The 26,505-nt window shown below is 58.7% G+C and carries 24 protein-coding genes; 7 read left to right on the top strand and 17 right to left on the bottom strand.

Translation table 11 applies throughout. The features are described 5' to 3' along the window. Positions 1 to 12 precede the first annotated feature (12 nt). From PL640_RS16340 to trxA, 4 genes are all read left to right on the top strand, one after another. On the top strand, positions 13 to 750 hold the full coding sequence (locus PL640_RS16340) for a nucleotidyltransferase family protein (RefSeq protein WP_271362639.1): 738 nt from the start codon (positions 13 to 15) through the stop codon (positions 748 to 750). Beyond that, positions 747 to 3,932, top strand: a complete 3,186-nt coding sequence (addB, locus tag PL640_RS16335; RefSeq protein ID WP_271362638.1) for a double-strand break repair protein AddB — start codon at positions 747 to 749, stop codon at positions 3,930 to 3,932. Before PL640_RS16340 ends, addB begins: the two co-directional genes overlap by 4 nt. Further along, positions 3,922 to 7,479 (top strand): double-strand break repair helicase AddA, encoded by a 3,558-nt coding sequence (addA, locus tag PL640_RS16330; RefSeq protein WP_271362637.1) that lies wholly within the window; start codon positions 3,922 to 3,924, stop codon positions 7,477 to 7,479. The genes addB and addA overlap by 11 nt, the downstream gene beginning before the upstream one ends. A gap of 77 nt (positions 7,480 to 7,556) precedes the next feature. Then, positions 7,557 to 7,877 (top strand): thioredoxin, encoded by a 321-nt coding sequence (trxA, locus tag PL640_RS16325; RefSeq protein WP_142842115.1) that lies wholly within the window; start codon positions 7,557 to 7,559, stop codon positions 7,875 to 7,877. 46 nt (positions 7,878 to 7,923) lie between these two features. On the opposite strand, the gene PL640_RS16320 is transcribed toward trxA, so the two are convergent. The 8 genes from PL640_RS16320 to PL640_RS16285 form a co-directional block, all read right to left on the bottom strand. After that, positions 7,924 to 9,303 (bottom strand): bifunctional folylpolyglutamate synthase/dihydrofolate synthase, encoded by a 1,380-nt coding sequence (locus PL640_RS16320; protein WP_271362636.1) that lies wholly within the window; start codon positions 9,301 to 9,303, stop codon positions 7,924 to 7,926. Between the two features lie 86 nt (positions 9,304 to 9,389). After that, positions 9,390 to 10,286 carry an acetyl-CoA carboxylase, carboxyltransferase subunit beta gene (gene accD, locus PL640_RS16315; RefSeq protein ID WP_142842117.1) on the bottom strand — a complete coding sequence of 299 codons (897 nt, stop codon included), beginning with the start codon at positions 10,284 to 10,286 and terminating at the stop codon, positions 9,390 to 9,392. Between the two features lie 26 nt (positions 10,287 to 10,312). After that, on the bottom strand, positions 10,313 to 11,152 hold the full coding sequence (trpA, locus tag PL640_RS16310; protein ID WP_271362635.1) for a tryptophan synthase subunit alpha: 840 nt from the start codon (positions 11,150 to 11,152) through the stop codon (positions 10,313 to 10,315). Positions 11,153 to 11,156: 4 nt separating this feature from the next. Further along, on the bottom strand, positions 11,157 to 12,377 hold the full coding sequence (gene trpB, locus PL640_RS16305; protein WP_271362634.1) for a tryptophan synthase subunit beta: 1,221 nt from the start codon (positions 12,375 to 12,377) through the stop codon (positions 11,157 to 11,159). Position 12,378: 1 nt separating this feature from the next. Beyond that, a complete protein-coding gene (locus PL640_RS16300) occupies positions 12,379 to 13,041 on the bottom strand; it encodes a phosphoribosylanthranilate isomerase (RefSeq protein WP_271362632.1) in 663 nt (220 codons plus the stop codon). A gap of 99 nt (positions 13,042 to 13,140) precedes the next feature. After that, a complete protein-coding gene (locus PL640_RS16295) occupies positions 13,141 to 13,908 on the bottom strand; it encodes a M48 family metallopeptidase (RefSeq protein ID WP_271362631.1) in 768 nt (255 codons plus the stop codon). A 69-nt stretch (positions 13,909 to 13,977) separates the two neighbouring features. Further along, positions 13,978 to 15,210, bottom strand: a complete 1,233-nt coding sequence (locus tag PL640_RS16290; RefSeq protein WP_271362630.1) for a polyhydroxyalkanoate depolymerase — start codon at positions 15,208 to 15,210, stop codon at positions 13,978 to 13,980. A 126-nt stretch (positions 15,211 to 15,336) separates the two neighbouring features. Beyond that, positions 15,337 to 16,179 carry a fumarylacetoacetate hydrolase family protein gene (locus PL640_RS16285; protein ID WP_142842123.1) on the bottom strand — a complete coding sequence of 281 codons (843 nt, stop codon included), beginning with the start codon at positions 16,177 to 16,179 and terminating at the stop codon, positions 15,337 to 15,339. 128 nt (positions 16,180 to 16,307) lie between these two features. Here PL640_RS16285 and PL640_RS16280 point away from each other — a divergent pair, with 128 nt between their 5' ends. After that, on the top strand, positions 16,308 to 16,910 hold the full coding sequence (locus PL640_RS16280; protein ID WP_271362629.1) for a nitroreductase family protein: 603 nt from the start codon (positions 16,308 to 16,310) through the stop codon (positions 16,908 to 16,910). Positions 16,911 to 17,013: 103 nt separating this feature from the next. On the opposite strand, the gene gyrB is transcribed toward PL640_RS16280, so the two are convergent. The 5 genes from gyrB to PL640_RS16255 all read right to left on the bottom strand — a co-directional run bounded on the left by gyrB (position 17,014) and on the right by PL640_RS16255 (position 22,342). Further along, positions 17,014 to 19,449, bottom strand: a complete 2,436-nt coding sequence (gene gyrB, locus PL640_RS16275) for a DNA topoisomerase (ATP-hydrolyzing) subunit B (protein ID WP_271362628.1) — start codon at positions 19,447 to 19,449, stop codon at positions 17,014 to 17,016. A 157-nt stretch (positions 19,450 to 19,606) separates the two neighbouring features. Then, on the bottom strand, positions 19,607 to 19,972 hold the full coding sequence (locus PL640_RS16270; protein WP_271362627.1) for a helix-turn-helix domain-containing protein: 366 nt from the start codon (positions 19,970 to 19,972) through the stop codon (positions 19,607 to 19,609). Continuing rightward, positions 19,969 to 20,538 (bottom strand): Smr/MutS family protein, encoded by a 570-nt coding sequence (locus PL640_RS16265; RefSeq protein ID WP_271362626.1) that lies wholly within the window; start codon positions 20,536 to 20,538, stop codon positions 19,969 to 19,971. The genes PL640_RS16270 and PL640_RS16265 overlap by 4 nt, the downstream gene beginning before the upstream one ends. Beyond that, a complete protein-coding gene (gene mltA / locus PL640_RS16260) occupies positions 20,535 to 21,647 on the bottom strand; it encodes a murein transglycosylase A (RefSeq protein WP_271362625.1) in 1,113 nt (370 codons plus the stop codon). The genes PL640_RS16265 and mltA overlap by 4 nt, the downstream gene beginning before the upstream one ends. Next, positions 21,644 to 22,342, bottom strand: a complete 699-nt coding sequence (locus PL640_RS16255) for a Tim44/TimA family putative adaptor protein (RefSeq protein ID WP_271362624.1) — start codon at positions 22,340 to 22,342, stop codon at positions 21,644 to 21,646. The genes mltA and PL640_RS16255 overlap by 4 nt, the downstream gene beginning before the upstream one ends. Before the next feature lie 151 nt (positions 22,343 to 22,493). On the opposite strand from PL640_RS16255, the gene PL640_RS16250 reads away from it, so the two are divergent. Together PL640_RS16250 and secB are read left to right on the top strand one after the other, a co-directional pair. Next, complete coding sequence (locus PL640_RS16250; RefSeq protein ID WP_271362623.1) at positions 22,494 to 23,054, top strand: FxsA family protein; 561 nt, start codon at positions 22,494 to 22,496, stop codon at positions 23,052 to 23,054. Between the two features lie 103 nt (positions 23,055 to 23,157). Further along, a complete protein-coding gene (gene secB, locus PL640_RS16245; RefSeq protein WP_046799707.1) occupies positions 23,158 to 23,640 on the top strand; it encodes a protein-export chaperone SecB in 483 nt (160 codons plus the stop codon). Positions 23,641 to 23,748: 108 nt separating this feature from the next. Here secB and dnaQ read toward each other — a convergent pair whose 3' ends face one another. The 4 genes from dnaQ to PL640_RS16225 are packed head-to-tail and all read right to left on the bottom strand — an operon-like array spanning position 23,749 to position 26,497. Beyond that, positions 23,749 to 24,447 carry a DNA polymerase III subunit epsilon gene (gene dnaQ / locus PL640_RS16240; RefSeq protein ID WP_142842130.1) on the bottom strand — a complete coding sequence of 233 codons (699 nt, stop codon included), beginning with the start codon at positions 24,445 to 24,447 and terminating at the stop codon, positions 23,749 to 23,751. After that, entirely contained in the window at positions 24,440 to 25,045 is a 606-nt protein-coding gene (gene coaE, locus PL640_RS16235) for a dephospho-CoA kinase (protein WP_271362621.1), read from the bottom strand. Before coaE ends, dnaQ begins: the two co-directional genes overlap by 8 nt. Continuing rightward, positions 25,045 to 25,905: a shikimate dehydrogenase gene (locus tag PL640_RS16230; RefSeq protein ID WP_271362620.1), complete on the bottom strand. Its 861-nt coding sequence runs from the start codon at positions 25,903 to 25,905 to the stop codon at positions 25,045 to 25,047. Before PL640_RS16230 ends, coaE begins: the two co-directional genes overlap by 1 nt. Beyond that, the gene (locus tag PL640_RS16225) at positions 25,898 to 26,497 is read right to left on the bottom strand and encodes a Maf-like protein (protein ID WP_271362619.1); all 600 of its coding nucleotides are present in this window, start codon (positions 26,495 to 26,497) and stop codon (positions 25,898 to 25,900) included. Before PL640_RS16225 ends, PL640_RS16230 begins: the two co-directional genes overlap by 8 nt. Positions 26,498 to 26,505 lie beyond the last annotated feature (8 nt).

Raw genomic sequence — 26,505 nt, 5'->3', positions numbered from 1 at the left:
CGGTTGACGACGATGACGATCAAAAACGCCATGGTGCTGGCCGCCGGGCTTGGCACGCGGATGCGCCCGATCACCGATACGATCCCGAAGCCGCTCGTCAAGATTGCCGGCAAGCCGATGATCGATTACGCGCTCGACGCGCTTGTGGAAGCTGGGGCTGAGACGATCGTCGTCAATGTGCATCACCATGCGGATCAGATGATCGCTCATCTGGAGCACCGCTCCGACGTCGAAATCCTGATTTCAGACGAGCGGGCGCAACTGATGAACTCCGGCGGCGGGCTTGCCAAGGGTCTGAAGCTGCTGGAACCCGGCCCGGTCTTCGTCATGAACGCCGATCTATTCTGGATCGGCGAGCAATTGAGTGCGGTCAGCAACCTGCGCAAGCTTGCGCAATTCTTCGATCCGGAGCGGATGGATATGGCCCTGCTCTGTGTTGATATGGATCGCACCACCGGTCATAACGGCAAAAGGGATTTCAACCTTTCTGACGACGGTAAATTGGTGCGGTATTGCGATGGCGATCCGAACCCGGTGGTTTATGCCGGCGCCATTGCCATGGATTCGCGCCTGCTTGAAGATGCGCCGACGGATGCTTTCAACCTCAACATCTATTTTGACCGCGCCATTAAAAATGACCGGCTTTCCGGGATTTCGCTTGATGGGCACTGGATCACCGTCGGCACGCCCGATGCGATAGAAGACGCAGAAAACATCATCCAGCAATTCAGGGAAAAACGCTCTGCATGAACACGTCCCGCCACGAAAAGCGCGTCCTGACGATCGCTGCGGGAACACCGTTCCTCAAAACGCTCGCGGAAACGCTGTGTGACGGGACACTGACAGCCGGCTATAGATATGACCCAGCCGACCCGCTTTCACTGGCCAAGGTGACGATCTATGTGCCGACGCGACGTTCCGCCCGCGTACTGCGCTCCGAATTCGTCGACCTTCTGGGAGGCAGATCCGCCATTCTGCCGCTGATCCGACCGCTCGGCGAAACGGACGATGATAGCGGCTTTTTCGATATCGAAAATCCTGAGATCATGGATCTCGCACCACCGATTTCCGGCACCGGCCGGCTGATCGAACTGGCGCGTCTTATTCTGGCCTGGCGCAACAGCCTGCCGGACGCCATCCGGGCAATCCATTCTGATTCGCCGCTTGTCGCCCCCGCCAGCCCCGCCGATGCCATATGGCTGGCGCGTGCGCTTGGCGAGGTGATCGATGCCATGGATACGGAAGAAAAAGATTGGGAAGCGCTTCAGCATCTCGATACCGGCGAACATGCGCAATGGTGGCAGCTGACGGCGGATTTCCTGAAGATCGCCAGCGTCTTCTGGCCGGCGCGCCTTGCCGAACTCAACCGCTCCTCGGCCGGCCGGCATCGAAACGGCATCTTGCGGGCCGAGGCAAACCGACTTGCCAATTTGCCGGATACGGGACCGATCATCGTGGCCGGGTCTACCGGCTCCATTCCGGCCGCAGCCGACCTCATCGCCGCCGTTGCCGCCTTGCCGCAGGGCGTCGTCGTGCTTCCGGGGCTTGATCTTGCCATGTCAGAGGAGCAATGGGAGGCAATTGCCGAAGACCCGACCGACCCTTCCAGCCGCACCCATTCGCAATACGGGCTCTATATGCTGCTGCAGAAGCTCGGCATCCTACGCGACGACGTGGATCAGATCGGAGCTATCGGTAGCGATCTTGAAAAACGCGCGGCCGTTTTTTCAGCGGCGCTCGCGCCGGCCAAGTCCACCAGCGACTGGAACCGGTGGCGCGAAGACAGGGACCTCGGTTTCTTCGACGAAGCTTTTGCGGCGGCCACACTGATAGAGGCCGCCAACGAGCGTGAAGAGGCAACCGCCATCGCGGTGGCGCTCAGGCTGGCGCTGGAAGCGCCGGGTGCCGGACGCCCTTCGCAGGCAGCGCTGATAACACCCGACCGTGGACTGGCGCGGCGGGTGGCGACGGAATTGCAGCGTTTCGGCATAGAGGCCGACGATTCGGCCGGTACGCCACTTTCTGCCACACCGCAGGCCGGGCTGACACAACTGGCGCTGGAAGCGACCCTGCGGCCCGGAGACCCAGTGCCGATCATTTCGCTTCTGAAGCATCCACTCTCCCGTTTCGGGCTTTCGGAGGCGGCGTTCACACAAGCCTCGAAAGCGCTGGAACTCATAGCACTGCGTGGTGGCCGCGTCGAAACCGAAATCGGCAATCTGGAAGCGGTTCTGGAGGCGCAGCTGCTGGCGCAGCACGATGACCGGCACCCGCCCGCCTGGCGGCTGGCATTGCCGGAAGGAAGCCTTGAAGCAGCTCGCGATCTGGCGCAGCGGATCGCCGTTGCAACCGAGCCGCTTGGTTCTGCATTCGTGCGTCGGGATCAATATGGCCGGGCCTTTACCGACAAATTGCCCCTCTCCCATTGGGCGGAGCGGACGGGCCGCGTGATCGAAGCGATCTGTGCGGATGAAAACAACGATCTTGCCGCGCTCTGGTCCGGTGAGGCTGGTGATACGCTTTCCGGCCTGTTCGGCGAATTGATGGAAAGCGGCGAAATCCTCGATGCGGACGGGCCGCAATGGGCTGACATATTTGCGGCGCTGGTTGCCGGGGAATCGATCAAGCCGCGATCCATGCGTCATCCACGCATCTTTATCTTCGGTGCGCTCGAAGCCCGCCTGCAAAGCGTCGACACCGTCGTCATTGGCGGCCTCAATGAAGGCCTCTGGCCGGGCCAGACGGCGAATAACCCATTCTTGTCGCGCACCATGAAGACCGCTATCGGACTGGAGCCTCCGGAACGGCGCATCGGCCAGCTGGCACATGACTTTGAGATGGCCAACGGCACCCGGCAAATCTTTTACACCAGGGCGTTGAGGCAGGGCTCGACGCCGGCTGTCGCTTCTCGCTGGCTGCAACGATTGCTGGCACTGGGTGGTGAGGATTTCGCCGGAGAGCTGAAGAAGCGTGGCGAGACCTATCGGCATTGGGCCGGTCTGATGGATGAAAGCATCGATCAGGATGCGGCAAAGCGCCCTGCCCCCAAGCCGCCGGCTGATCTGCAGCCAACCCGTTATTCCTTCAGCGAAGTGGGACGGCTGCGCCGTGATCCCTATTCGATCTATGCGCGGCGTATCCTGAAGCTTGAGCCGCTCGAGCCCTTCAACCGCGATCCAAGCGCCGCTGATCGCGGCACGCTCTATCACGCGATCATCGAGCGTTATTCGCGTGAGGGGCACATCCCCGGCACGCCGGCTTCTTTCGATGCCATGCAACGCATTCTGGACGAATGTTTCGACGCGGAAAACCTGCCGCCGCATGTGGATGTCATCTGGCGGCCACGTTTTGCGGCGGTGGCACGCGCCTTCATCGACTGGGAGAAGGAACGTCATCCATCCATTCGCCACAGCTTTTTCGAGGCACGCGCCGGCCAGGAAATAGCTGAGGCGGGGATAAGGCTGACCGGAATTGCCGACCGCATCGACATCAGGTCAAACGGTCACGCGGATATTATCGACTACAAGACCGGGCTTGCGCCATCCGTCAATCAGGCGCGCGCGCTGCTTGATCCACAACTGGCGCTGGAAGCGGCGGCGCTGATGCGCGGCGCCTTCCGCGAAGCCGGTTCGCCCACGCCGGAAAACCTTATCTATGTGCGCCTGCGACCGGGCGATCGTTTTTTTGCCGACCAGGTCAATAACGAACATTCCAGTCGCAGCGGCAAAAGACCGCCAAAATCGGCCATCGAGCTGGCGACGGAATCGATCGAGCAACTTGCCAAATTCGTGCGCTCGCTGCGCGAAGGCGAGAACGGTTTCGCCTCGCGGCTGGTGCCGGAAGAGCAACAATCCTATGGCGGGGAATATGACCATCTCGCCCGGGTTTCGGAATGGTCCACGGCGGAACCGGGAGACGGCGATGACGATTGATCCTGTCGATCACGGCCCCGCCGCCGATACACCCGAAAGCTGGATCGACTGGACCAGCGCCCGGCAGCGGCTTGCCTCCGATCCGGCAAGTTCCGCATGGGTGTCGGCCAATGCCGGCTCCGGCAAGACACATGTGTTGACGCAGCGCGTCATCCGTCTGCTTCTGGCCGGATGCCGCCCTTCGGCGATCCTGTGCCTCACCTATACCAAGGCTGCCGCGTCTGAAATGTCGAGCCGTGTCTTCGACCGGCTGGCGGAATGGGCAACTTTGCCGGATTCCGATCTCAGGGATCGCATCACAGTCATTGAAGGCAAAGCACCAGATCGCATAAAGCTTGCCGAAGCGCGGCGGCTGTTCGCCAAGGCGCTGGAAACGCCGGGCGGGCTGAAAATTCAAACCATCCACGCATTCTGCGAGGCCCTGCTGCATCAGTTTCCGCTGGAAGCCAATGTCGCCGGCCATTTCTCGGTTCTCGATGACCGCGCAGCCACTACCCTGCTGGCCGAGGCCCGCCGCTCCCTTCTGACGGCGGTTTCGACAGGAGGCGACACGGAACTGGCGCAGTCGCTTGCCTATGTGCTTGATCTCGCCGACGAAAGCGGGCTGGAATCGCTGCTCTCCGCCATTATCGCCAATCGCAGCGCCCTTCGCGCCTTTCTGCTCGAGGCAAAACAATCCGGCGGCATCGATACCCGTTTGCGGCAGGCTATGCAGATCGATCATGAGGAAACCGAGGAAACGGCGGCCGCGGCCTTCTGGCCCCTGCCCGGTCTTTCCGGCCTTGCGCTCGACACCTATCTGACGCTTGCCGATGAGGTGGGCGGATCGCGCGTCATCGATGTCGCTTATGCGCTACGGGAAGCGAAACGGCAGACGGACCCGGTGCGGCGGATGGAGTTCATCGAAGCAGCGCTGCTGACGGCCAAGGGCGAGAAGAAATCGGATGCCTATGTCATCAACAAGGGCATGCAGAAATCCGCCCCCGATCTTGTGGACGCGCTGACACTGGCGCGGGATCATGTCGTTACCTGTCGCAACCGATATCGTCTGGTGCGGATGCTGGCGGCGACGAAATGCGCGCTTGTTCTGGCCGAAAGGCTGATCGGTGATTTCGAGGATCTGAAAAAGCAGCGTAGCCAGCTCGATTTCGAAGATCTGATCGAACGCGCCGCCAATCTCCTCAACCGTGATACGGCCGGCGCATGGGTACATTACAAGCTGGATCAGGGCATCGACCATATTCTCGTCGACGAGGCGCAGGACACAAGCCCGGTACAATGGTCGATCATCCAGTCGCTGGCGGCGGATTTCTTCACCGGCGAAAGCGCCCGCATGGGGCGGCGCACGCTGTTTGCCGTGGGTGATGAAAAACAGTCGATCTATTCCTTTCAGGGCGCGCGGCCGGAACGGTTCTCGCAGGAGCGCGATGAGACCAAAAGGCGCGTCGATCAGGTGGAGCAGGCTTTTCACCGCATACGTCTGCCGCTCTCCTTCCGCTCCACGGAGGACGTGCTGGCTGCCGTCGATCAGGTCTTCTCGATCCCGCAAAATGCCAGTGGCCTCAGTGCCGATAACGAGCCCGTCGAACACCGCTCCAACCGCGCAGGGCACCCTGGCACCGTGGAAGTGTGGGACATGGTGGCGCCGGAAACTGCCGATGACGAAGAAGACTGGACGGCGCCTTTCGATGCCTTGAGGGAAAGCGCACCCGCTACCATCGTCGCCCGCCGTATCGCCGCACGGATCGCCGACATGATCGGAAGCGAAACTATTATCGAAAAAGGCGTGGAACGCGCCGTCGAAGCGGGCGACATTCTGGTGCTGGTGAGAAAACGCCATGCCTTCGTTAATGCGCTGACGCGGGAGTTGAAACGGCGTAAAAACATTCCTGTCGCTGGCGCCGACCGTCTTCGCCTGACCGACCACATTGCCGTGCAGGATCTTCTGGCGCTTGGCCGTTTCGTGGTGCTGCCGGAGGATGATCTTTCGCTTGCCGCACTGTTAAAGAGCCCACTCTTTAACCTGACCGAGGATGATGTCTTCGAGATCGCCGCGACCCGATCCGAGACGGAGAGCGTATGGCAGCGGCTGCAGGTGCTTTCACGGGAAGAGAACAGCCACCTTTCCGTCGTCACCGGCAAACTGCAAAGCTTCATCACGCTTTCAAGAACGGCGACCGTACATGATTTCTTCGCGGCGGTTCTGACACTGCATGATGGGCGCAAAAAATTCCTCGGGCGGCTTGGCAACGAGGCAAGCGACGTTCTGGACGAGTTCCTGTCGTTTGCGCTGGACCATGAAAGAACCGGCCTGCCCGGCCTGCAAGCTTTCCTGTCCGTTCTGGAGACCGATTCGCCCGAAGTGAAGCGTGAGCAGGACAAGGACCGTGGCGAAGTGCGGATCATGACCGTGCATGCCTCCAAGGGGCTGGAAGCACCGGTCGTTTTTGTCGTCGATGGCGGTTCGAAAGCCTTCAACCACAGTCATGTGCCGAAGCTACGCTTCATCGAAGCGGAAGGGGACGCCGTCCCTGTCTGGCTGCCCGGCAGCGGCTTTTCCAATCATCTCATTCGCTTGGATGAGGAACGCCTGAAGACGGCCGCCGAAGACGAATATCGCCGGCTGCTGTATGTGGCGATGACCCGTGCCGCCGATCATCTGGTCGTCTGTGGTTATCGCGGCCAGAAAGAAAATCCCGAATGCTGGCACGCCATCGTCAAGGCAGCGCTTGCGGATAATCAGGATCACTGCCAGCCGCAGCAGTTCGCAGCCGATGGCGAAGAATGGCAGGGGCTTGTCTGGCGCAAGTCCGAAGTTCGCTCGACACCTGCGCCGCAGAGGGTGCCAGAACCGCAGCAAGATGAAGTTTACGCTCTTCCGGCGGGACTTCTTGCCCCCTTGCCGGCCCTGCCTTCGCTGCCGAGACCGCTCAGTCCTTCCGGTGCGGGCACTATCATCGACGACGGCGCAGACGATCTGGCCGTGCGTTCACCGCTATTTGGCGAAAAAGCCGATGTCTCCTCTCTGGCATTGCAACGGGGCCGACTGGTGCATCGCATGCTGCAGGCCCTGCCGGATTTCGCCGAGAGTGAACGGGAAGCGGCGGCCCGGCGCTATGCGGAACGGGCGGCCCGTTTCTGGCCTACTGCCGAGCGCGAATATTTGATACAGGCGGTTTTGCGGGTTCTGTCCGAACCGGCGGTGCAACCGGCCTTTTCCGCCAACAGCCGTGCGGAAATATCCATCATGGGCACGATGACGATTGGCCGGCAGCAATATGCCGTGTCCGGCCGTATCGACCGGCTGGCGGTGGATGGCGACCGCGTCATTCTGGTGGATTACAAAACGAACCGTGTTCCTCCACGTGAAGCCCGTGAGATCCCCTACTCCCACGTGGCCCAGCTTGCCATCTATCGGGAAATTCTGGCACCGCTTTATCCCGGCAAGGAATTTGTCTGCGCGCTGATCTATACGGAAAATGCCAGTTTTGTGACGGTTGGCGATGCTGCGATGAGAGAGGCTCTTGCCGCAATAAAGACAAAGTGAGATACCGGGGCATTGAAATTCCGACGCGCCCGCATCACATCGATAGCGGAAAAGTTTAGCTGAAAGGAGAGCCAGATATGGCTACCGTAAAAGTCGACGCCGCCAACTTCCAGTCCGAAGTCCTCGAATCCTCCGAACCCGTTGTGGTGGACTTCTGGGCCGAATGGTGCGGTCCGTGCAAGATGATCGCGCCGAGCCTTGAAGAAATCGCGTCTGAGCTTGCCGGCAAGGTCAAGGTCGCGAAACTCAACATCGACGAAAACCCGGAACTGGCCGCCAAGTTCGGCGTTCGCTCGATCCCGACGCTCGCCATGTTCAAGGGCGGCGAAGTGGCCGATATCAAGGTAGGTGCTGCACCCAAGACAGCGCTTTCTGCCTGGATTTCCGGCGCCGCATAAGCCATTTTATGGAATGAAAAAAGCCCGGCATCACTGCCGGGCTTTTTTATTGGGGGACCGTGCCGTTCAATGCAAGGGCATTTCCGGCAAGATAAAGCGATCCGCCGATCAGGATGCGCGGCGGTGGTCCTTCCGGATCGAGGCGGCGGGACAGTTCGTCCAGCGCCTCGGTAAGCGATGAGGTCGGTGCCGCGACCAGCCCGGCATCAAAGGCCGCATGGGCGAGCACGACAGGATCAATCGCCGCATCCGTGCCACCGATCGGTACGGTGAAGACATATTCGGCAATATCGGCGAAAGCCTTGAAATAGCCCACGGGATCCTTGGTATTGATCATGCCGGCGATGATGAACAGCGGCCGGGGCGTCTTTTCCTCAAACCCGGCCATCGCCTCGGCAATCACTTCGCCAGCGCCGGGGTTGTGACCACCATCGACCCAGATTTCCGCATCCTTCGGAGCCATCTCGGCAATCTTGCCGGTCTGGATGCGTTGCAGACGGCCGGGCCATTCCACGGAAGTCATGGCCTTTTCGATCATCCGTTCCGTTACTTCGAAACCGGCGGCCTTGACGGCGCGGATCGCGGCGGCGGCATTGGCAAGCTGGTGGCGGCCGGGAAGCCGCGGCAGCGGCGCATCGGTCAAGCCATATTCATCCTGATAGACCATGCGGCCGAATTCTTCATGGGCGGAAAAATCCTGACCATAGACCGATGCCGGGCAACCCAGGCGTTCGGCCGTGGCAACCAGAGTTTCCAGAGCCGCATCATATTCCTGATGGCCGATGATAACGGGGGAACCGGGCTTCATGATGCCCGCCTTTTCGGCAGCGATCAGCTCCACACGGTCGCCGAGATAGGCCTGGTGGTCCAGCGAGATCGGCATGATGACCGACACGGCAGGATTGTTGATTACATTGGTCGCATCGAAGCGACCGCCGAGACCAACCTCGACAATGGCGGCATCGGCAGGCTGTTCCGCAAAAAGCACGAACATCGCGGCGGTCAGGATTTCGAAAACCGTTATCATCTGGCCGCCATTGGCAGCTTCAATACGGCGCAGCGCATCCGCAAAGACCTCGTCCTCGACATACCGGCCCTTATCGCCGGGAACGCCGATGCGATAGCGTTCATGCCAGTTTACGAGATGCGGAGAGGTATGGACGTGGACGGAAAGGCCTGCAGCCTCCAGCAAAGCACGACAAAAGGCGGTGACCGAACCCTTGCCGTTGGTGCCTGCCACATGAATAACGGGCGGCATCCTCTTCTGGGGATTGCCGAGCTTTTCGAGAAGACGGGAAATTCTGTCGAGTGAAAGATCAAACCCCTTGGGGTGGAGCTGCATCAGCTCTTCAATGATCTTCTCGGCCTCACTGATCGCGGGCTTCGTCATGTCTTCTGTTCGCCTTTCAGGCGTTTTGCTTGCCATTTGTCCGCCGCACCAAAGATGAAATCATGCAACGTATAGCATCATCCCGAAGGCCGTTCAGGCCTTCGGGCGACATATTTTCTTGCTCAGGCCGAAGCGGCCAGCGGTACGACAGCGTTTGCGTTGTCAGCCGGCGCCTTGGTCATGATCTTAAGCAGATTGGCCAGCGTGTCCGGGATTTCGCGACGGTCGATCACCATGTCCACCATGCCGTGCTCCAGAAGATATTCCGATGTCTGGAAACCTTCCGGCAACTTTTCACGAATGGTCTGCTCGATCACACGCTTGCCGGCAAAGCAGATTTCAGCACCCGGCTCGGCGATATGAACATCACCCAGCATGGCGTAGGAAGCGGTCACGCCACCGGTCGTCGGGTTCGTCAGAACCACGATATAGGGCATGCCGGCTTCTTTCAGCATGTTCACTGCAACGGTCGTGCGCGGCAGCTGCATCAGCGAAAGAATGCCTTCCTGCATGCGGGCACCGCCGGAGGCCGGGAACATGACGAGCGGGCAACGCTCGGAAATGGCGCGCTCGAATGCCTTGACGATGGCTTCGCCGGCAGCAATGCCCAGAGAGCCGCCCATGAACTGGAATTCATGCACGACGGCAACGATCTTCAGGCCTCTCAGGAGGCCGACGCCGGCAAGGATCGTGTCTTCCTGCTCGGTCTTCGTGCGGCTGTCACGCAGGCGATCGGTGTATTTCTTGGAATCGCGGAACTTCAATGGGTCCTGCGCCACCTTTGGCTGCGGCAGAGCCTCATAGACACCGCCATCGAAAAGATCGACGAGACGCGCCTTTGCCGGCATCTTCATGTGATAGCCCGAGGCCGGGATAACCCACTTGTTATCCTCGAGATCCTTATGGAAGACCATCTCACCCGTTTCCGGGCATTTGATCCACAGGTTCTCCGGAACCTCCGGACGGCGGCCAAGCATGGAATTGATCCGGGGCCGAACGTAATTGGTGATCCAGTTCAATCAATTACTCCTTGACTGAGCCGCGCTTATTCCGCAGCGGCAAGGCGCGACGCACGCACGCCCGTTGAAAGTCCCTTTACCAGCGTCGTAACGGCCGGCACGGTATCTGCGGTCGCCTTCCCGTCCTTGGTCAGGCTGCCGGCAATCTGGTTGACGATGGCCGAACCGACCACCACACCATCCGCCACCGCACCGATTGCTTTCGCATGATCGGCCGTCTTGACACCAAAACCGACACAGACCGGCAGTTCCGTATGCGCCTTGATACGACCGACCGCGCCCGAGATCAACGAGGGATCGGGCAGCGCGGAACCGGTAATACCGTTCATCGAGACATAATAAACGAAACCTGAGGTATTTTTAAGAACGGCAGGCAGACGCTTGCCATCCGTCGTCGGGGTCGCGAGGCGGATGAAATTCACACCCCGCTCAAGAGCCGGAACGCAAAGTTCATCATCCATTTCCGGCGGCAGATCGACCACGATCAGACCGTCGACGCCAGCTGCCAGCGCATCTTCAAGGAACTGGTCGACACCGTAAATATAGATCGGGTTATAATATCCCATCATCACGATCGGCGTTGCATCGTCACCTTTGCGGAACTCACGTGCGAGATCGAGCGTGGTTTTCAGCGTCTGGCCACCCTTCAGCGCCCGCTGTCCGGCAAGCTGGATAGCCGGGCCGTCCGCCATCGGATCAGAAAACGGCATGCCGAGTTCGATGATATCGGCGCCCGCTTCCGGCAGCGCCTTCATGATGCCGAGCGAGGTTTCGAAATCCGGGTCGCCGCCCATGAAATAGGTGATCAGGGCCGGGCGATTTTCAACGCGCAGATCGGCGAAGCGCTTGTCCATACGTGCAGTCATGATCTTATACATCCATTCCAAGGAACTTGCTGACGGTGTGGACATCCTTGTCGCCGCGACCGGAAAGGTTCATCAGGATGATCTCATCCTTGCCCATCTTCGGCGCGCGCTTGATGACCTCAGCCAATGCGTGGCTCGGCTCCAGTGCCGGAATGATGCCTTCGAGGCGGGTCAGCATCTGGAAGGCGTCCAGCGCCTCATGGTCCATGATCGGCACATATTCGACGCGACCGATATCGTTCAACCAGGAATGTTCAGGGCCGATGCCGGGATAATCGAGACCAGCGGAAATGGAGTGGCCTTCCTTGATCTGGCCGTCCTCATCCTGCAGCAGATAGGTGCGGTTGCCATGCAGAACACCCGGCGAACCGGCGGTGATCGATGCACAGTGCTCATCGCCTGAAAGACCCTTGCCACCGGCTTCAACGCCGACGATGCGGACATTCTTGTCATCGAGGAACGGGTGGAAAATACCGATAGCGTTCGAGCCGCCGCCAACAGCCGCCACGACCAGATCCGGCAGGCGGCCTTCCGCCTCCAGCATCTGCGCCTTGGCTTCTTCGCCGATGACGGCCTGGAAATCACGGACCATTTCCGGATAGGGATGCGGGCCGGCAGCAGTGCCGATCAGATAATAGGTATCATCGACATTGGTGACCCAGTCGCGCAGCGCCTCGTTCATGGCGTCCTTCAGGGTGCCGTGGCCAGCCGTTACCGGCTTCACCTCAGCACCGAGAAGCTTCATGCGGAACACGTTCGGGGCCTGACGGGCAACATCGGTCGCGCCCATGTAGACGACGCAAGGCAGGCCAAAACGCGCGGCAACGGTGGCCGAGGCCACACCATGCTGGCCGGCACCGGTTTCGGCGATGATGCGGGTCTTTCCCATGCGCTTGGCAAGCAGGATCTGACCAAGGCAATTGTTGATCTTGTGCGAGCCGGTGTGGTTCAGCTCTTCGCGCTTGAAATAAATCTTCGCGCCGCCGAGTTCCGCCGTCAGGCGCTCCGCAAAATAAAGCGGGCTCGGACGACCGGTGTAATGAGCACCGAGATATTTCAGCTGCGCCTGAAATTCGGGATCGTTCTTGGCCTTGTCCCATTCTGCCTGCAAATCCAGAATAAGCGGCATCAGCGTTTCGGCAACGAAGCGGCCTCCGTAAATGCCAAAACGGCCGTCCTCATCGGGACCAGCGCGGAAAGAATTGGGTGTTGGCGCGTCGTTCACTTCAAGCTCCCTTTGGGCCTTTCGACCAATCATTCACCACATCGAAAAATGCGTCGATCATGGCCAGATCCTTGACGCCTGGTGCGCTTTCGACACCGGACGATAAATCTAATCCGCTTGCCCCGGTCTCCGCCAGGGCTTCCGCGACATTGTCCTTGTTCAGCCCTCCGGAAAGCATGTAATCAATACTTCCGTCAAGAGAGCCCAGGATGGTCCAGTCGAAGGAAACACCATTACCGCCCGGCAGGTCGGAACCGGCGGGCGCCTTGGCATCCAGCAGGAAACGGTCGGCTATACCGATATAAGGGTCGATTTTGGCAAGATCAGCGGCATCACGAATGGAAATGGCCTTCATGACAGGCAGGCCATATAACGCCTTGATGTTCAGCAGTCGCTCCGGGCTTTCGCTACCGTGCAATTGCAGGATATCCGGCTTTACGAGATCGACGATCTCATCGAGATAATCATTATCAGCATTGACGGTGACGGCGACGACCTTGGCGGCGCCACGGACGTCGTCCGCCAGCCTGCCTGCGATATCGGGCTCGATGTTGCGCGGGCTTTTTTCAAAGAAGATAAAACCGACATGGGACGCGCCGCGCCTGACGGCGCGCTCCAGCGCTTCCGGTGTCTTCAATCCGCAAATCTTGATATCCGGTTTCATACCCGCGACCTGACATGAAATGCGACGAGAGTCGAGCCAAATCGCATTCATCTATGGAATGTTTCACGTGAATCCAGATGGCGATCCGCACCTCAAGTTTCAATCGAAATCGATGGCGTGTAGTTTAGAGCCGTGGCGCTTCAGCCAGCCCTTGGCTTCTTCCGTGTGCGGGCAAAGCTTTTCACATAGAGCCCAGAATTTCGGGCCGTGGTTCATTTCCCTGAGATGAGCGACCTCGTGGGCGGCGAGATAATCGATGACCTTCTCCGGGGCCATGACGATGCGCCAGGAGAAACTCAGATTTCCATCATGGGAGCACGAGCCCCAGCGACTGCGGGTATCCTTCATGCTGATGGAGCGCACCGGCCGGCCGGCCGCATGCGCATGGATCGCAACCAGCCTTTCCAGATCTGCCTTCGCTTCTTTTTTCAGGAAAGTTGCGATCCGCCGTCTCAGATGTTCCGGCGCACCGCTGACTTTGAGGATAGCCGCACCGTCCGCGTCTTCAGCAACATGGGTCAGGCCGCGCAGGCTGCCGGTGTGGTCTATGCGGTGGGGTATGCCGCGAATATCGATGGTCGCGCCGGGACGCAGACCGTCATCGGGGCTGAATTTCAGAAGCTTGCCTTCCAGCCAGCCTTGATGCCGTTCGAGAAAATCATCAACTTGGCCGTGGTGGAGTCCCATCGGAATCGTCAGCTTCAGCGCCCGGCCACCGGGTTCAATACGCAGGGTAATGCGGGTGGCACGGGGGTTTTCCCTTACCGTGATCGGCACCTGTCTGCCCGCCACGGCGACAGTACGCTGGCTGGGTGCGGCCTTTTTGGCTGCCGGCGATTTCACGGATTTTCCGAAGAGCGAAAACATGCGCTGTTCATAGCCGATTCGCCGCCGGTTTGGCCATGCAAATGCGCGGCACCGCCCGAGGTCTCACCCCTATGCGGTCTGGTGTTTGCGGATGAAATCCAGCATGCGCGGCACAATTTCCTTGCGGAACCGCGAACCGTTGAACACGCCGTAGTGGCCGACATCGGGTTGCATATAGTGCGCGCGCTTTTCATCGGGGATGTTCCGGCAAAGATCATGGGCGGCCTTTGTCTGGCCGACGCCGGAGATATCGTCATTCTCACCTTCCACGGTGAACAATGCCACATTGCGAATGGCGGTGGGATCAACCGCCCTGCCCCGGTGCTGCATATTTCCCTTGGGAAGCGCATGGTCAATGAAGACGGTTTCCACCGTCTGCAGATAAAATTCCGCCGTCAAATCCATGACTGCCAGATATTCATCGTAAAATTCGCGATGTTTTTCGGCGGAATCGCCGTCATTCTTGACGAGGTTGAGGTAAAAATCCTTGTGCGCCGTCATGTGCTTGTCGAGGTTCATGGACATGAAACCGGACAGTTGCAGGAAGCCGGGATAGACATTTCTGCCAAAGGCAGGCTGCGGCCACGGCACCTGCATGACGACGTTGTCGCGGAACCATTCAATCGGCTTGGCCTTGGCCAGACCATTGACGGCGGTGGGATTGATGCGCGTATCGATTGGCCCGCCCATCAACGTCATGGATGCCGGCGCAAAACGATCTCCATCCGCTTCCATCAGGGAGACGGCGGCCAGAACCGGCACCGATGGCTGGCAGACTGCGACTACATGTGCGCCCGGGCCGATCTGTTGCAACATCTCAATGACATAGCTGATGTAATCGTCGAGATCGAAAGTCCCCTCACTCACCGGCACGGTGCGGGCATCGGTCCAATCGGTGATGTAGATATCCGCTGAAGGTAACAGGGCCTCTACCGTCCCGCGCAGCAGGGTGGCGTAGTGACCGGACATCGGCGCCACCAGCAGAACCTTCGGATCGGACTGACGAGCCACATCAAGTTCTCTACTGAAATGAACGAGATTGCAGAACGGACGCGACCATACAATCTCTTCGGCCACGGTGACGCTATGGCCATCAACGATCGTGCTGCCAAGACCAAATTCGGGCTTGACGTAACGTCGGGTCAGTCGCTCGAACACCTCGAAACCGGCATCGAGGCTACGGCCGAAGGCAGTGCTGGAAAGCGGGTTCAGCGGATTATTGCAAGCCTGGCGCATCATGTCGGCACCGGCGCGCAGCGGCATCATGGCCGCATGGTTCATTTCATAAAGATGGTAGAACACTGATGACGCCTCCCTCGCGGATCAAGCTCTTTTTTTGACCATAGCAGCTTTTCGCATGTGCACAAAATCGAAGGCGCCGGCAGTTTCCCGCCGACGCCTCAATTTCAGTTGAATGCCCGGCGGCAATCAGATGTCGGCGACAAACGTCTGCTTCTGGGAACCGAGGGCCTCGATGCCGAGTTCCACGACATCGCCAGCCTTCAGATAACGCGGCGGCTTTTGACCCATGCCGACGCCCGGAGGCGTGCCGGTGGAAATGACATCGCCGGGATGCAGCGACATGAACTGGCTGAGATAGGAAACCACATGGGCCACACCATAAACCATGGTCTTGCTGGAGCCGTCCTGCATGGTCTGGCCATTCACCTTCAGCCACATGCCGAGGTTCTGCGGATCCGTAACTTCGTCCTTCGTCACCAGCCATGGGCCGATCGGGCCGAAGGTGTCGCAGGACTTGCCCTTGGTCCACTGCCCGGCACGCTCCGTCTGGAAGGCGCGCTCGGAAACATCGTGGGAAACGCAATAACCAGCGACATAATCGAGGGCATCAGCTTCGGAGACATATTTCGCGGTCTTGCCGATGACGACACCAAGCTCGACTTCCCAGTCGGTCTTTTCGGAGCCGCGCGGAATGGTAACGTCATCGTTCGGGCCGACGATGGCCGAGGTCGCCTTCATGAAAATGACAGGCTCCGGCGGTACGGTCGCACCTGTTTCGGCGGCATGGTCGGAGAAATTAAGGCCGATGCAGATGAACTTTCCGGTTCCCGCAACGCAGGCGCCGATACGCTCTTCGTTCAGAACCGGCAGCGTGGCAAGATCAATGGCAGCAATCTTCTTGAGGCCTTCGGGAGAGATGGCGTCGCCGCCGATATCCTTCACGTGGGCGGACAGATCGCGGACTTTTCCTTCCGCGTCGAGAATGGCAGGCTTTTCCTGGCCGGGTTGGCCAACGCGCATCAATTTCATGGAACTCTCTCCCGGTTGTCAGACAAGATGATGCATATATGAACGATGCATTCATCCTTGTCACCCCTTGACTGCGGCAAGTTTCGAAAAATACCTTTTCCTTCCCGTCAACCAAAAGGACATGGCCCGTGACGAACAGCAATTCCCGGCAATCCGAATATCCCGTCGATCCCCTCTTCCTCGACCGCTGGTCTCCGCGCGCCTTTGATGGCAGCGCCATATCGCAGGAACATCTGCTGACCATTCTGGATGCGGCTCACTGGGCGCCCTCGGCATCCAACCTGCAGCCATGGCGATTTGTCTATGCCCACAAGGACAGCGAAGACTGGCCGCTCTTCGTGGAGCTGCTGATGGAAGGAAACCAGCGCTGGGCAAAAAATGCCTCAGTGCTGCTGTTCGTGGTTTCCCGGGGCTACAATATCTCCCGCGAAGGCGAGAAAAAACCTTCCGCAACCCATTCTTTCGACGCTGGCGCCGCCTGGTTTTCACTCGCGATGCAGGCGCATCTGCTCGGGTATCATGCCCATGGCATGGGCGGTATCCTGAAGGACAGGATCGTTGAGGCGCTGGGTATCCCTGAAGGCTACAAGGTGGAAGCCGGGATCGCCATCGGTAAGCTGACCGACAGTTCCGTCCTTCCGGACGATCTGGCGGAAAGGGAAGTGCCGAGCAAGCGCCTGCCGCTTGCGGACGTGGCTTTCGAGGGGCGCTTCACCGGCAAGGCCGATTGATATCGGGCAATTCTGAGAACAAAAGGCCCGGCGATTATTGATCGCCGGGCCTTTTGTTAAAGTTTCGTTTCACGTGAATCGCTACGCGAGATGCTGCACAGGATTAAATGTCGAGATTGGCGACGCTGAGCGCATTTTCCTGGATGAAGTCGCGGCGCGGTTCCACCTCGTCACCCATCAGGCGGGCAAACAGGCCGTCGGCGTCGGTCGCATCGTTGACCTTGACCTGCAGCAGCGAGCGGACATTGGCGTCGAGCGTCGTTTCCCACAGCTGCTCGGCGTTCATTTCGCCGAGACCCTTATAACGCTGCATGGAAAGACCCTTGCGACCGGCGGCAAAGATCGCATCCAGAAGGGCGCGCGGTCCCGCCAGTTCCAGTGCGCCATCCTTGCGTTGCAGGACCGGCGGCGTGGCGTAGATTTCCCGGGTGCGGGCCGTGAGTTGATCGATATGGCGGGCATCAGCCGAACCGAGCAGCCCCATATCGAGCGTCGAGACTTCCTTGACGCCGCGCACCATGCGCTCGAAGCGCAGACCGCCATCCTCCAGCACCGTGCCGGACCAACCGCGCTCGGTTTCTTCCGCAATCATGTCCAGACGTCGGGCCACTTCGGCAACGGTTTCCTGAGCACGGGCCGCATCGGCCGAAAGCTCCGGGTTAAGCGCACCGGCAATGGCAGCCTGTTCAACGATTGAACGGCTGTAGCGGGAATGCAGACCATCGATCAGCGAGCGCATGCGCAGCGCATCGAGAATGACTTCGCGAAGATCGGCGCCGACGCGAACCTCACCGGTGCCGAGGGTCAGCGATGCTTCCTCAAGACCCATGGAAATGAGATATTCTTCCAGCGCCTTCTCATCCTTGAGGTACTGCACCGATTTGCCGCGTGTCACCTTATAAAGCGGTGGCTGGGCAATATAGAGATGGCCGCGCTCGATCAGTTCCGGCATCTGGCGGAAGAAGAAGGTCAACAGCAGGGTACGGATATGGGCGCCATCGACGTCAGCATCCGTCATGATGATGACCTTGTGATAACGCAGCTTGTCGGCGTTAAATTCGTCCTTGCCGATCGACGTGCCGAGCGCGGTGATCAGCGTGCCGATTTCCTGGCTGGACAACATCTTGTCGAAACGGGCGCGCTCGACGTTGAGGATCTTACCGCGAAGCGGCAGGATGGCCTGCGTTTCACGCGAGCGGCCCTGCTTGGCGGAACCGCCGGCGGAGTCGCCCTCGACGAGGAAGAGTTCGGATTTGGCCGGATCGCGCTCGGAGCAGTCGGCAAGCTTGCCGGGCAGAGAAGCAATATCGAGCGCGCCCTTGCGACGCGTCAATTCGCGCGCCTTACGGGCGGCTTCACGGGCGACGGCCGCTTCCACCACCTTGCCGACGAGGATCTTCGCTTCCGATGGGTGCTCTTCCAGCCAGGTGGAGAGCGCTTCGTTGACGAGGCTTTCCACGACCGGGCGCACTTCCGACGAAACGAGCTTGTCCTTCGTCTGCGAGGAGAACTTGGGGTCAGGAACCTTGACCGAGAGAATGGCCGTCAGGCCTTCGCGGCAGTCCTCGCCCTGCAGGCTTACCTTTTCTCTTTTCATGATGCCTGACGTATCGGCATAGGAGGTGACCTGACGGGTGAGCGCCGCGCGGAAACCGGCCATATGGGTGCCGCCATCGCGCTGGGGAATGTTGTTGGTGAAGCAGAGCACATTCTCGTGGTAGCTGTCGTTCCACCACAGCGCGACCTCGACGGTAATACCGTCCTTCTCGCCATGAATGGCAACAGGCTTGTCCACCAGCGGCTTCTTGGCTCGGTCCAGATAACGGACGAAGGCCTCAAGCCCGCCGTCATACAGCAATTCCTGCTGCTTGACGTCCGAATGGCGCTTGTCGGTAAGCAGGATGCGGACACCAGAGTTCAGGAACGCCAGTTCGCGCAGGCGGTGTTCCAGCGTGCCGTAATCATAATCCGTCATGGTGAAGGTTTCAGGGCTTGCAAGGAAGGTAACTTCCGTGCCGGAGCGACCTTCATATTCGCCAATCACCGAAAGCGGTGCATCGGCAACACCATGGGTGAAGCCGATTTCGTGCAGCTTGCCGTTACGACGGATTCTGAGCTTCAGCCAAACGGACAGCGCATTGACCACCGAGACGCCCACGCCATGCAGACCGCCAGACACCTTGTAGGAATTCTGGTCGAACTTTCCGCCCGCATGCAGCTGGGTCATGATGACTTCGGCAGCGGAAACACCTTCGGAAGGGTGGATATCGGTTGGAATGCCGCGTCCGTTATCCGTCACCGTCACCGATCCATCGGCGTTCAGCGTCACCGTCACCAGATCGGCATGACCGGCAAGCGCCTCGTCGATGGCGTTGTCGACCACTTCGTAGACCATGTGGTGCAGGCCCGAACCGTCGTCTGTATCGCCGATATACATGCCGGGCCGCTTGCGCACGGCATCAAGACCCTTGAGGACCTTGATCGAATCGGCTCCGTATTCCGTGTTCACGCCGACTTCGCTTGACGATGTTTCGGTCATAAGTACTCTTTCCAAAGTTTCCTGGCCAGGTTTTCCAGTGAGAAGGCCTGAAGCCAGCGAATCACTCAAATCCGACATGCGACTATAGAAATTCTACACCCAATCCCAAAGGCCGCATGCTTCAGGATGCTGCATAAAGCAGGGGATAGAGGGGGTTTCAATCGAAAGAACGGCTTTTTTGCAGCACCGCTGACAGTTCCTCTATCACACTCGGCGACAGCTTGCGAATATCCCGCGCCAGGCGATTGGCGAAAGCCGTATATTGCGGCGCAAGCCCGACCGTATCGATCACCACCTTGGGGTCGGACGAACCAGCCAGAAAGAACAATTCCTCCGCCTCGTCCCAGATGATGTTGAAATATCCGGCGATACGCTGGAGCAGATCAAAGCTCGGCTTGCCGCGTTTGCCATGCTCCAGCGCCGAGAGATAGGCGGGCGACACACCGATTGCCGCCGCCATCTGCTTCTGCGTCACGCCCTTGCGTTCGCGAAGCTGCCGCACGGCCTCAGCAAACGGCGTCATGATTTTTCGCCCCGCCGGCGCGCCAGCCGCACATAGAGGGCGCCGTCGCCGCCATGATTGGCGGATGCGTCCTCGTAGGACGAAATCAGGTGGCGATATTCCGGTTTGGAAAACCACATGGGCACCGCTCTTTTCAGCGCGCCGTCGCTGCCGATCGAGCGCCCCTTGCCGGTGATCACGAGCACGTGCCTCAGACCCCGTTCATGCGCACGCAATAGAAAATCCAAGAGCACTGCATGGGCTTCGCTCTGAAACATGCCGTGCAAATCAATACGCCCTTCCAGCGGCAACCGGCCACGGGTTAGTTTGCGTTTGACCGGTTTTTCCATCGGCTGATGAATTTTCGGCTTTTTCTCCAAGGTTGCCGGAGGCACGTCGACCGGTTCTGCGAGCATGCGCGGAAAAGGGCTGCTGACGCTTTGCGGGATAATGGCCTCCGTCGGCGCCTCTTCTATGTCGTCGAAAGCCAGCAAATCCTCCAGCCTGCCGGAGATAGGCCGCGCGGTTCTTGCGACCTTGCCCCACAGAATGCGTTCTTCCTTGCCAAGCTTTCGACTGCCTTTCATCGCCGATACCTTTCCGCAGCAACGCGCGGCAGCAGTATATAAAAATCGGCCTCATTACGCACCGTGCCGGCAAGCTCTCCTGCCTCGAAACCGGAGCCGGTGAAAATATCGCCCCGCGCCGGGCCGACGATAGCCGAGCCCGTATCGAGCGCCAGCATCAGCCGGGCGAAGGGTTTTCCATTATCCAGATGGGTCAGGGTTGGCGCATGGATAAAAAAGGGAAAACCGAAAGTATGGATAAGCCTGTCCACGGCCAGCGCCCGCCCGGCAACCAACGGCACCTTGGCGGCGGCAATCGGTCCCATGTCCTGATCGACGACATCTGCCTCGCGGAAAAAAATGAAGGAGCGGTTATGCCACAGCACCTCATTTACCTCATCCGGGTGGTCGGCAAGCCACTTACGGATCGTCTGCATCGAGATCGTTTTCGGATCTAGTTCGCCGCGATCCAGAAGCAGCCGCCCGATCGGTGAAAACGGATGCCCGGCCTTGGCCGCATAAGTGATGCGTTTTACCGTACCATCCGGAAACACCAGACGGGCCGCACCCTGAACGTGGACGAAAAACAGGTCGACCTTCGATTTCACCCAGGCGATCTCAAGACCCCTGCCCTCCAGATATCCCTCATCGATCGCCCGGCGATCGGGAAAATAGGAAATGCCATCCTCTTCCGCTTTTGCAAAAGCATAGGATGGATCGAAACCGGCGGGACGATTATCGTCGTTTATATCCACCAGCTCAGGCGGTCTTCGATAGATTGGGTGGCACCATACATCATCACGAACGGATGATACTTCCAGCTCGGGTTCATAGAAGGCGGTTACAAAACCGCTTTTTCCTCCAGATGGAGAAATTTTAAAGGGTACACAATTCGTCTCGAAGAAGTGGCGGGCCTGTTCCGGACTAGCCCCGTCCTTCTCATCGGCCATTTCCAGAAGAGAAACCAGCTCAGCAGCGGTCAGCCCCAGCGCACCGCTCCTGTAAGGTTTCGCATTCCGGAGATGAGACAGAACCGTCCGCATCACCGGAAAAAGCTTGCCGGGATCGTCTTCCTGCCAGCCGGGCAGGTTCTGGAAAGCAACTTCCTCGATCGAAAAGGGCGCGGTCATTGCTCGGATTCGGTGGCGATCAGCTTCCAGTTCGGATCGCGCGAGCGCATGTCACGCGAGAAGGTCCAGATATCGTCAACTTCCGCAACCGCATCCGGGTCGCCATCCACCAGCTTGCCGTCCTTGTCATAGGTTGCCGAAATCAGCTGGCTGACGATCCTCAGCGTGATCTGCACCTCGGAATCGCGAATGCCGGCCTGGGTGATATCGGCCTTCTCGATACCCACAAAAGTGGATTTCACGACCTCACCGCGGCTTTCGCGTTCAGAGATCGCCGCGTCGAAGCCTTCGAAGACCTCTTTCGACAAGAGATTCTTGAGAGTATTCCGGTCGCCATCGGCAAAACCCATGACGATCATCTCATAGGCCATGCGAGCACCGTTCAGGAATTCCTTGGGCCGGAACGTCGGGTCCTTGGTCATCACCTCGCGCAGGGACGCATTCAGGGGAGAATCCACGGGCGCCAGAGCATCCGCCTCGGCAAAGGGATTTTCATCCTCGGCCTCACCGCGTTTCGGCAGGGTCACAACCTTGTTATCGTCCGTTACAGGGCCTTTGGCGACATCGCGCGGGCTATAGGGATCGAATGGCGGTTTCTCATTGCCCGTCCGGCGGCCGAGAACGCTGCGCAACTGAAGGAATATCAGCACCGCCGCAACGAGAAAAAACAATGTGATAAAGTCGCTAAAGCCCATCTTTTACCAAAACCGCCATTTAAATTCGAAAACCACACCATCATATAGTCTGCATCTTATCATCATTCAAATGTGCAGATTCAATCATTGGTGTCCTAGGGTGTCCTCAGGAACCGGCAATCTGCCAGAGATGCACACGCAAGGCTAGAAGATGCGTTTTTCCTTTCTCCCCATTGTCATCCTGATGATGCCCATTCTCGAAATTGCCGGCTTCATCATTGTCGGCAAAGCCATAGGCCTCTGGCTGACCCTGGCACTCGTTCTCTTCACGTCGTTTCTCGGATTGCTCATCCTGCGCCTCGGCGGCATCGGCATGGTGAGAAATCTCCAGGATGCGGGACGCACCGGCGCCCAGCCGGCGGACGAGCTGGTCAATGGCGCCATGCGGGTCGTTGCCGGGATCCTGCTTATCATCCCTGGTTTCATCACTGACATCCTCGGCCTTCTGCTTCTTTCGACCACGGTGCGGCGTTTTTTTTGGAAGGCTTTTGGACCGCGTGTCGTCGTGGCGGGTTCGTTCAGCCAATCGGGCCGGCAATCAGGTCATCAGGCCGGTCCACAGCCGGGAGACTATTCTGGGTTCCGCAATGGTCCGGGACCTGCAGACAATTCGAAGGTGGTTGATCTGGACGAGGAGGAGTTTCACCGTGAAGAGCAGAAGGGCTCTCCATGGTCGCACAAGCCGGATGATCGCGATCTGCCCAAGCCCTGATCTGCCCCTCAGAACCGATGTAAGGCCCCGATCACGAAGGGTTGTAAGGCTCCGGTCGAAATGATAGACCGCCATCCACGAATTCACGCCGCGAGGAAACGTAATGACCGCTGAAAATGGTGCACAGGGCGCAGTTAGTCCTTCCCTCAACATTCTTACCCAGTACATCAAGGATCTTTCCTTTGAAAATCCGGGCGCACCTCGTTCGCTTCAGGCTCGTGACAATGCGCCGGCGATCAACATCAACGTCAATGTCAACGCAAACCCGATCTCCGGTTCGGATTTCGATGTTGTTCTGTCGCTGAATGCGGAAGCCAAGGATGGTGACAAGGTCCTGTTCGCGGCCGAGCTGGTTTATGGCGGCGTGTTCCGCATTGCCGGTTTCCCGCAGGAGCACATGCTGCCGGTGCTGTTCATTGAATGCCCCCGCCTGCTGTTCCCCTTCGCCCGTCAGATCATTGCGGACGTTACCCGCAACGGTGGTTTCCCGCCGCTGATGATCGACCCGATCGATTTCGCTCAGATGTTCGCCCAGCGCGTTGCCGAAGAGCAGGCCAGAGCCAAGGTTCAGGCCGTACCGAACTGAAGCCTTCAACAGTCTTCAAAAAAACAAACCCGGGTTCTTCGCCCGGGTTTTTCTTTGCCTTCATTTTTCTTTTTCGGCATTCGCTGTTTTTTGGGTCTGAGCAGATCTTCAATTCTGGTAACGGTTCCAGATCGCCTTGTCGCCCATGCCGAGAACGAGCTTGCCATGGGCTGCAACCGTCTCCGTATCCAGCCGCGACGCCAATGCCCTCGGCCTCTGTAGCGGCTCGAGTGGCACATCGTCCTCAATGATGACTGCTTCCTGCTTGGCGGCGGAACCGAAACCGAGGGCCGTCTGACGCCCGCCGATCATTTCGATATAAACTTCTGCAAGCAATTCGGAGTCGAGAAGCGCGCCGTGCTTTGTGCGATGGGAATTGTCGATACCGTAACGCCGGCAAAGCGCATCCAGGGAATTCGGTCCCATCGGGTTCTTGCGACGGGCGAGCGAAAGCGTGTCCGTCACCAGATCGGCTGCAACTGGCTCAATGCCGAGACGGGCAAATTCCGCATTGATGAAACCCATATCGAATGTCGCATTATGCGCCACCCAGCGGGCACCCTCGAAAAAATCGCGGATCTGATCGACGACTTCGGCGAATTTCGGCTTGTCTTTCAAGAAGTCATCGGTGATGCCGTGAACCGCAAGCGCGTCCGGATGAACCTTGCGGTCTTCCGGGCTGATATAAAGATGCAGCGTCCGGCCGGTCGGAAAATGGTTGATCAGCTCAATGCCGCCGATTTCAATCACACGATCCAGTTTCGATTCAAGGCCCGTGGTTTCCGTATCGAAAATGATCTCACGCATTATTCTCTCCGTGACCCGTCTTGGCCAATCTCTGCAATATTCCTCTTACCTGATCCCGTGCCGCTTCGACACCATTTCCGCTATCGATGACGAAATCGGCGCGCTGGCGTTTTTCGGCGTCTGGCATCTGCCGGGCCAAGATCATTTCAAATTTCTCTTGCGTCATGCCGGGCCGGGATAAAACCCGCTGCCGTTGAATATCCGGCGCGCAGCTCACCACCACTATCTTATCGACACGCTTCTCCGCCCCGGTTTCAAACAGCAGTGGAATATCGAGAAGGGCGAACTGGCGACCATCTTCCCTCACCTCCGCCAGAAAGGCTTCCTGGCTTTCACGGACCAGCGGGTGGACAATCGCTTCGAGTCTGCTGAAATTAGCCGGATTCCCGCGCAGAACTTCAGCGAGTTTCTGCCGATCCACAGAGCCGGAAATGCTGGTACCGGGAAAGGCCGCTTCAATCAGCGGAACCGCTTGTCCACGATAAAGCGCGTGTACGACCTCGTCCGAATCCAGAACAGGAACGCCTTCTTCGGCAAACAGCTTCGCCGTCGTCGTTTTCCCCATTCCTATCGAGCCGGTGAGACCGATGACGATCATCAATGTTTCTCCATGTCCGCAATGATCAGGGAGCGGAGAGTTTCATCGACTTGCGGCATTTCACCGAACCACCGCTGGAAGCCGGGTTTTGCCTGGTGAAGCAGCATGCCGAGCCCATCCACCGTTGTTATGCCCTGCGCTTCCGCCATCTTCAGAATTGGTGTTTTCAACGGTACATAGACGATATCAGTCACGACGGCGTTGGTGGCGAGTGGCGAAAAATCGAATGCAGGCGCTTCGGTGCCGTCCATGCCGAGTGATGTCGTATTCACGAAAAGCCCGGCACCCCGCATGACTTCATGAAGTGCCGTTTGCGGGTGCGAAAAAACCCGGGGGCCGAAACGGTCGGCCAGTTCCCGGGCGCGCTCAACCGTACGATTCAGGACGTGGATTTCGGCAATGCCCCGATCGCGCAGGGACTGAATGACCGCCCGGCTCGCACCGCCGGCTCCCAAAACCACCGCACGGTCGGTCTTGTCCCAGCCGGGATGGCGCTCATCGAGATTGGCGACAAAACCATAACCATCCGTATTGGTGGCGTGGAGCTTACCTTCTTCCACCCAGATGGTGTTGGCGGCACCCAGTTCTTCTGCCAGAGCATCGGGGCTGTCGGCTAAGTTATAAGCCGCTTCCTTGTGCGGAATGGTGACGTTGCCTCCAACCGCCGTACCCGGTTTGGCTTCCTTAAGTGTGGCCACAAAATTCGGAAAATCGTCCGGAGAAACTTCCACAGCCCTGTAGGACCCGGCAATGCCGAATTTCTTTAGCCAGTAGGAATGGATGATCGGTGAGCGCGAATGCTTGATCGGGTAACCCGCGACGAAGGCGTTTATGGTTAATGTTTCACGTGAATCAGCCATCGATGACATCCATGTCGCGCAGTTTCGATAAAAGTGGCAGGAGCGGCAGGCCAAGAATCGTGAAATAATCCCCCTCGATGGAGGTGAATAGCTGGATTCCCTCCCCTTCGAGCTGGTAGGCGCCGACGCTGGTCAGGGCTCTGTGACCCACCCGCTGCAAATGACGGGAGACAAATTCGGCGGTCAAAATCCGCACGGCAAGTTCCGCGCTGGAGACCGTCTGCCATATCACCTCACCGCCATGAACGAGAACGGCGGCACTGTTCAGCCGATGAACCTTACCTGACAATGACAGCAGATGGGCTTCGGCCTCCGCCATGGTTTTCGGCTTATGATAGACACGGGTCCCGAGCGCCATGGTCTGGTCACATCCAAGAACCAGCGCCGCCGGATGCAGCCTGCCGACTGCAAGGGCCTTTGCCTTTGCCAGTTCCAGCGCGACCTCTTCCGGGCTCGCGCCGTCTCGTTCCAGCTGCTCATCGAGCGCACGCTCATCAATATCCGCGGGTATTGCAGAAAATGTCAGCCCCGCATTGCGCATCAACATCTGGCGGGATGCACTGGACGAGGCGAGGATCAACTCTTGTTTCATCGACTGTC

The organism is Agrobacterium sp. ST15.16.024, assembly GCF_027956545.1.
GTDB classification, from domain to species: Bacteria; Pseudomonadota; Alphaproteobacteria; order Rhizobiales; family Rhizobiaceae; genus Agrobacterium; species Agrobacterium cucumeris.
The sequence above is the reverse complement of the archived record's forward strand: the minus strand, read 5'-3'. Positions and strand labels throughout refer to the sequence as shown.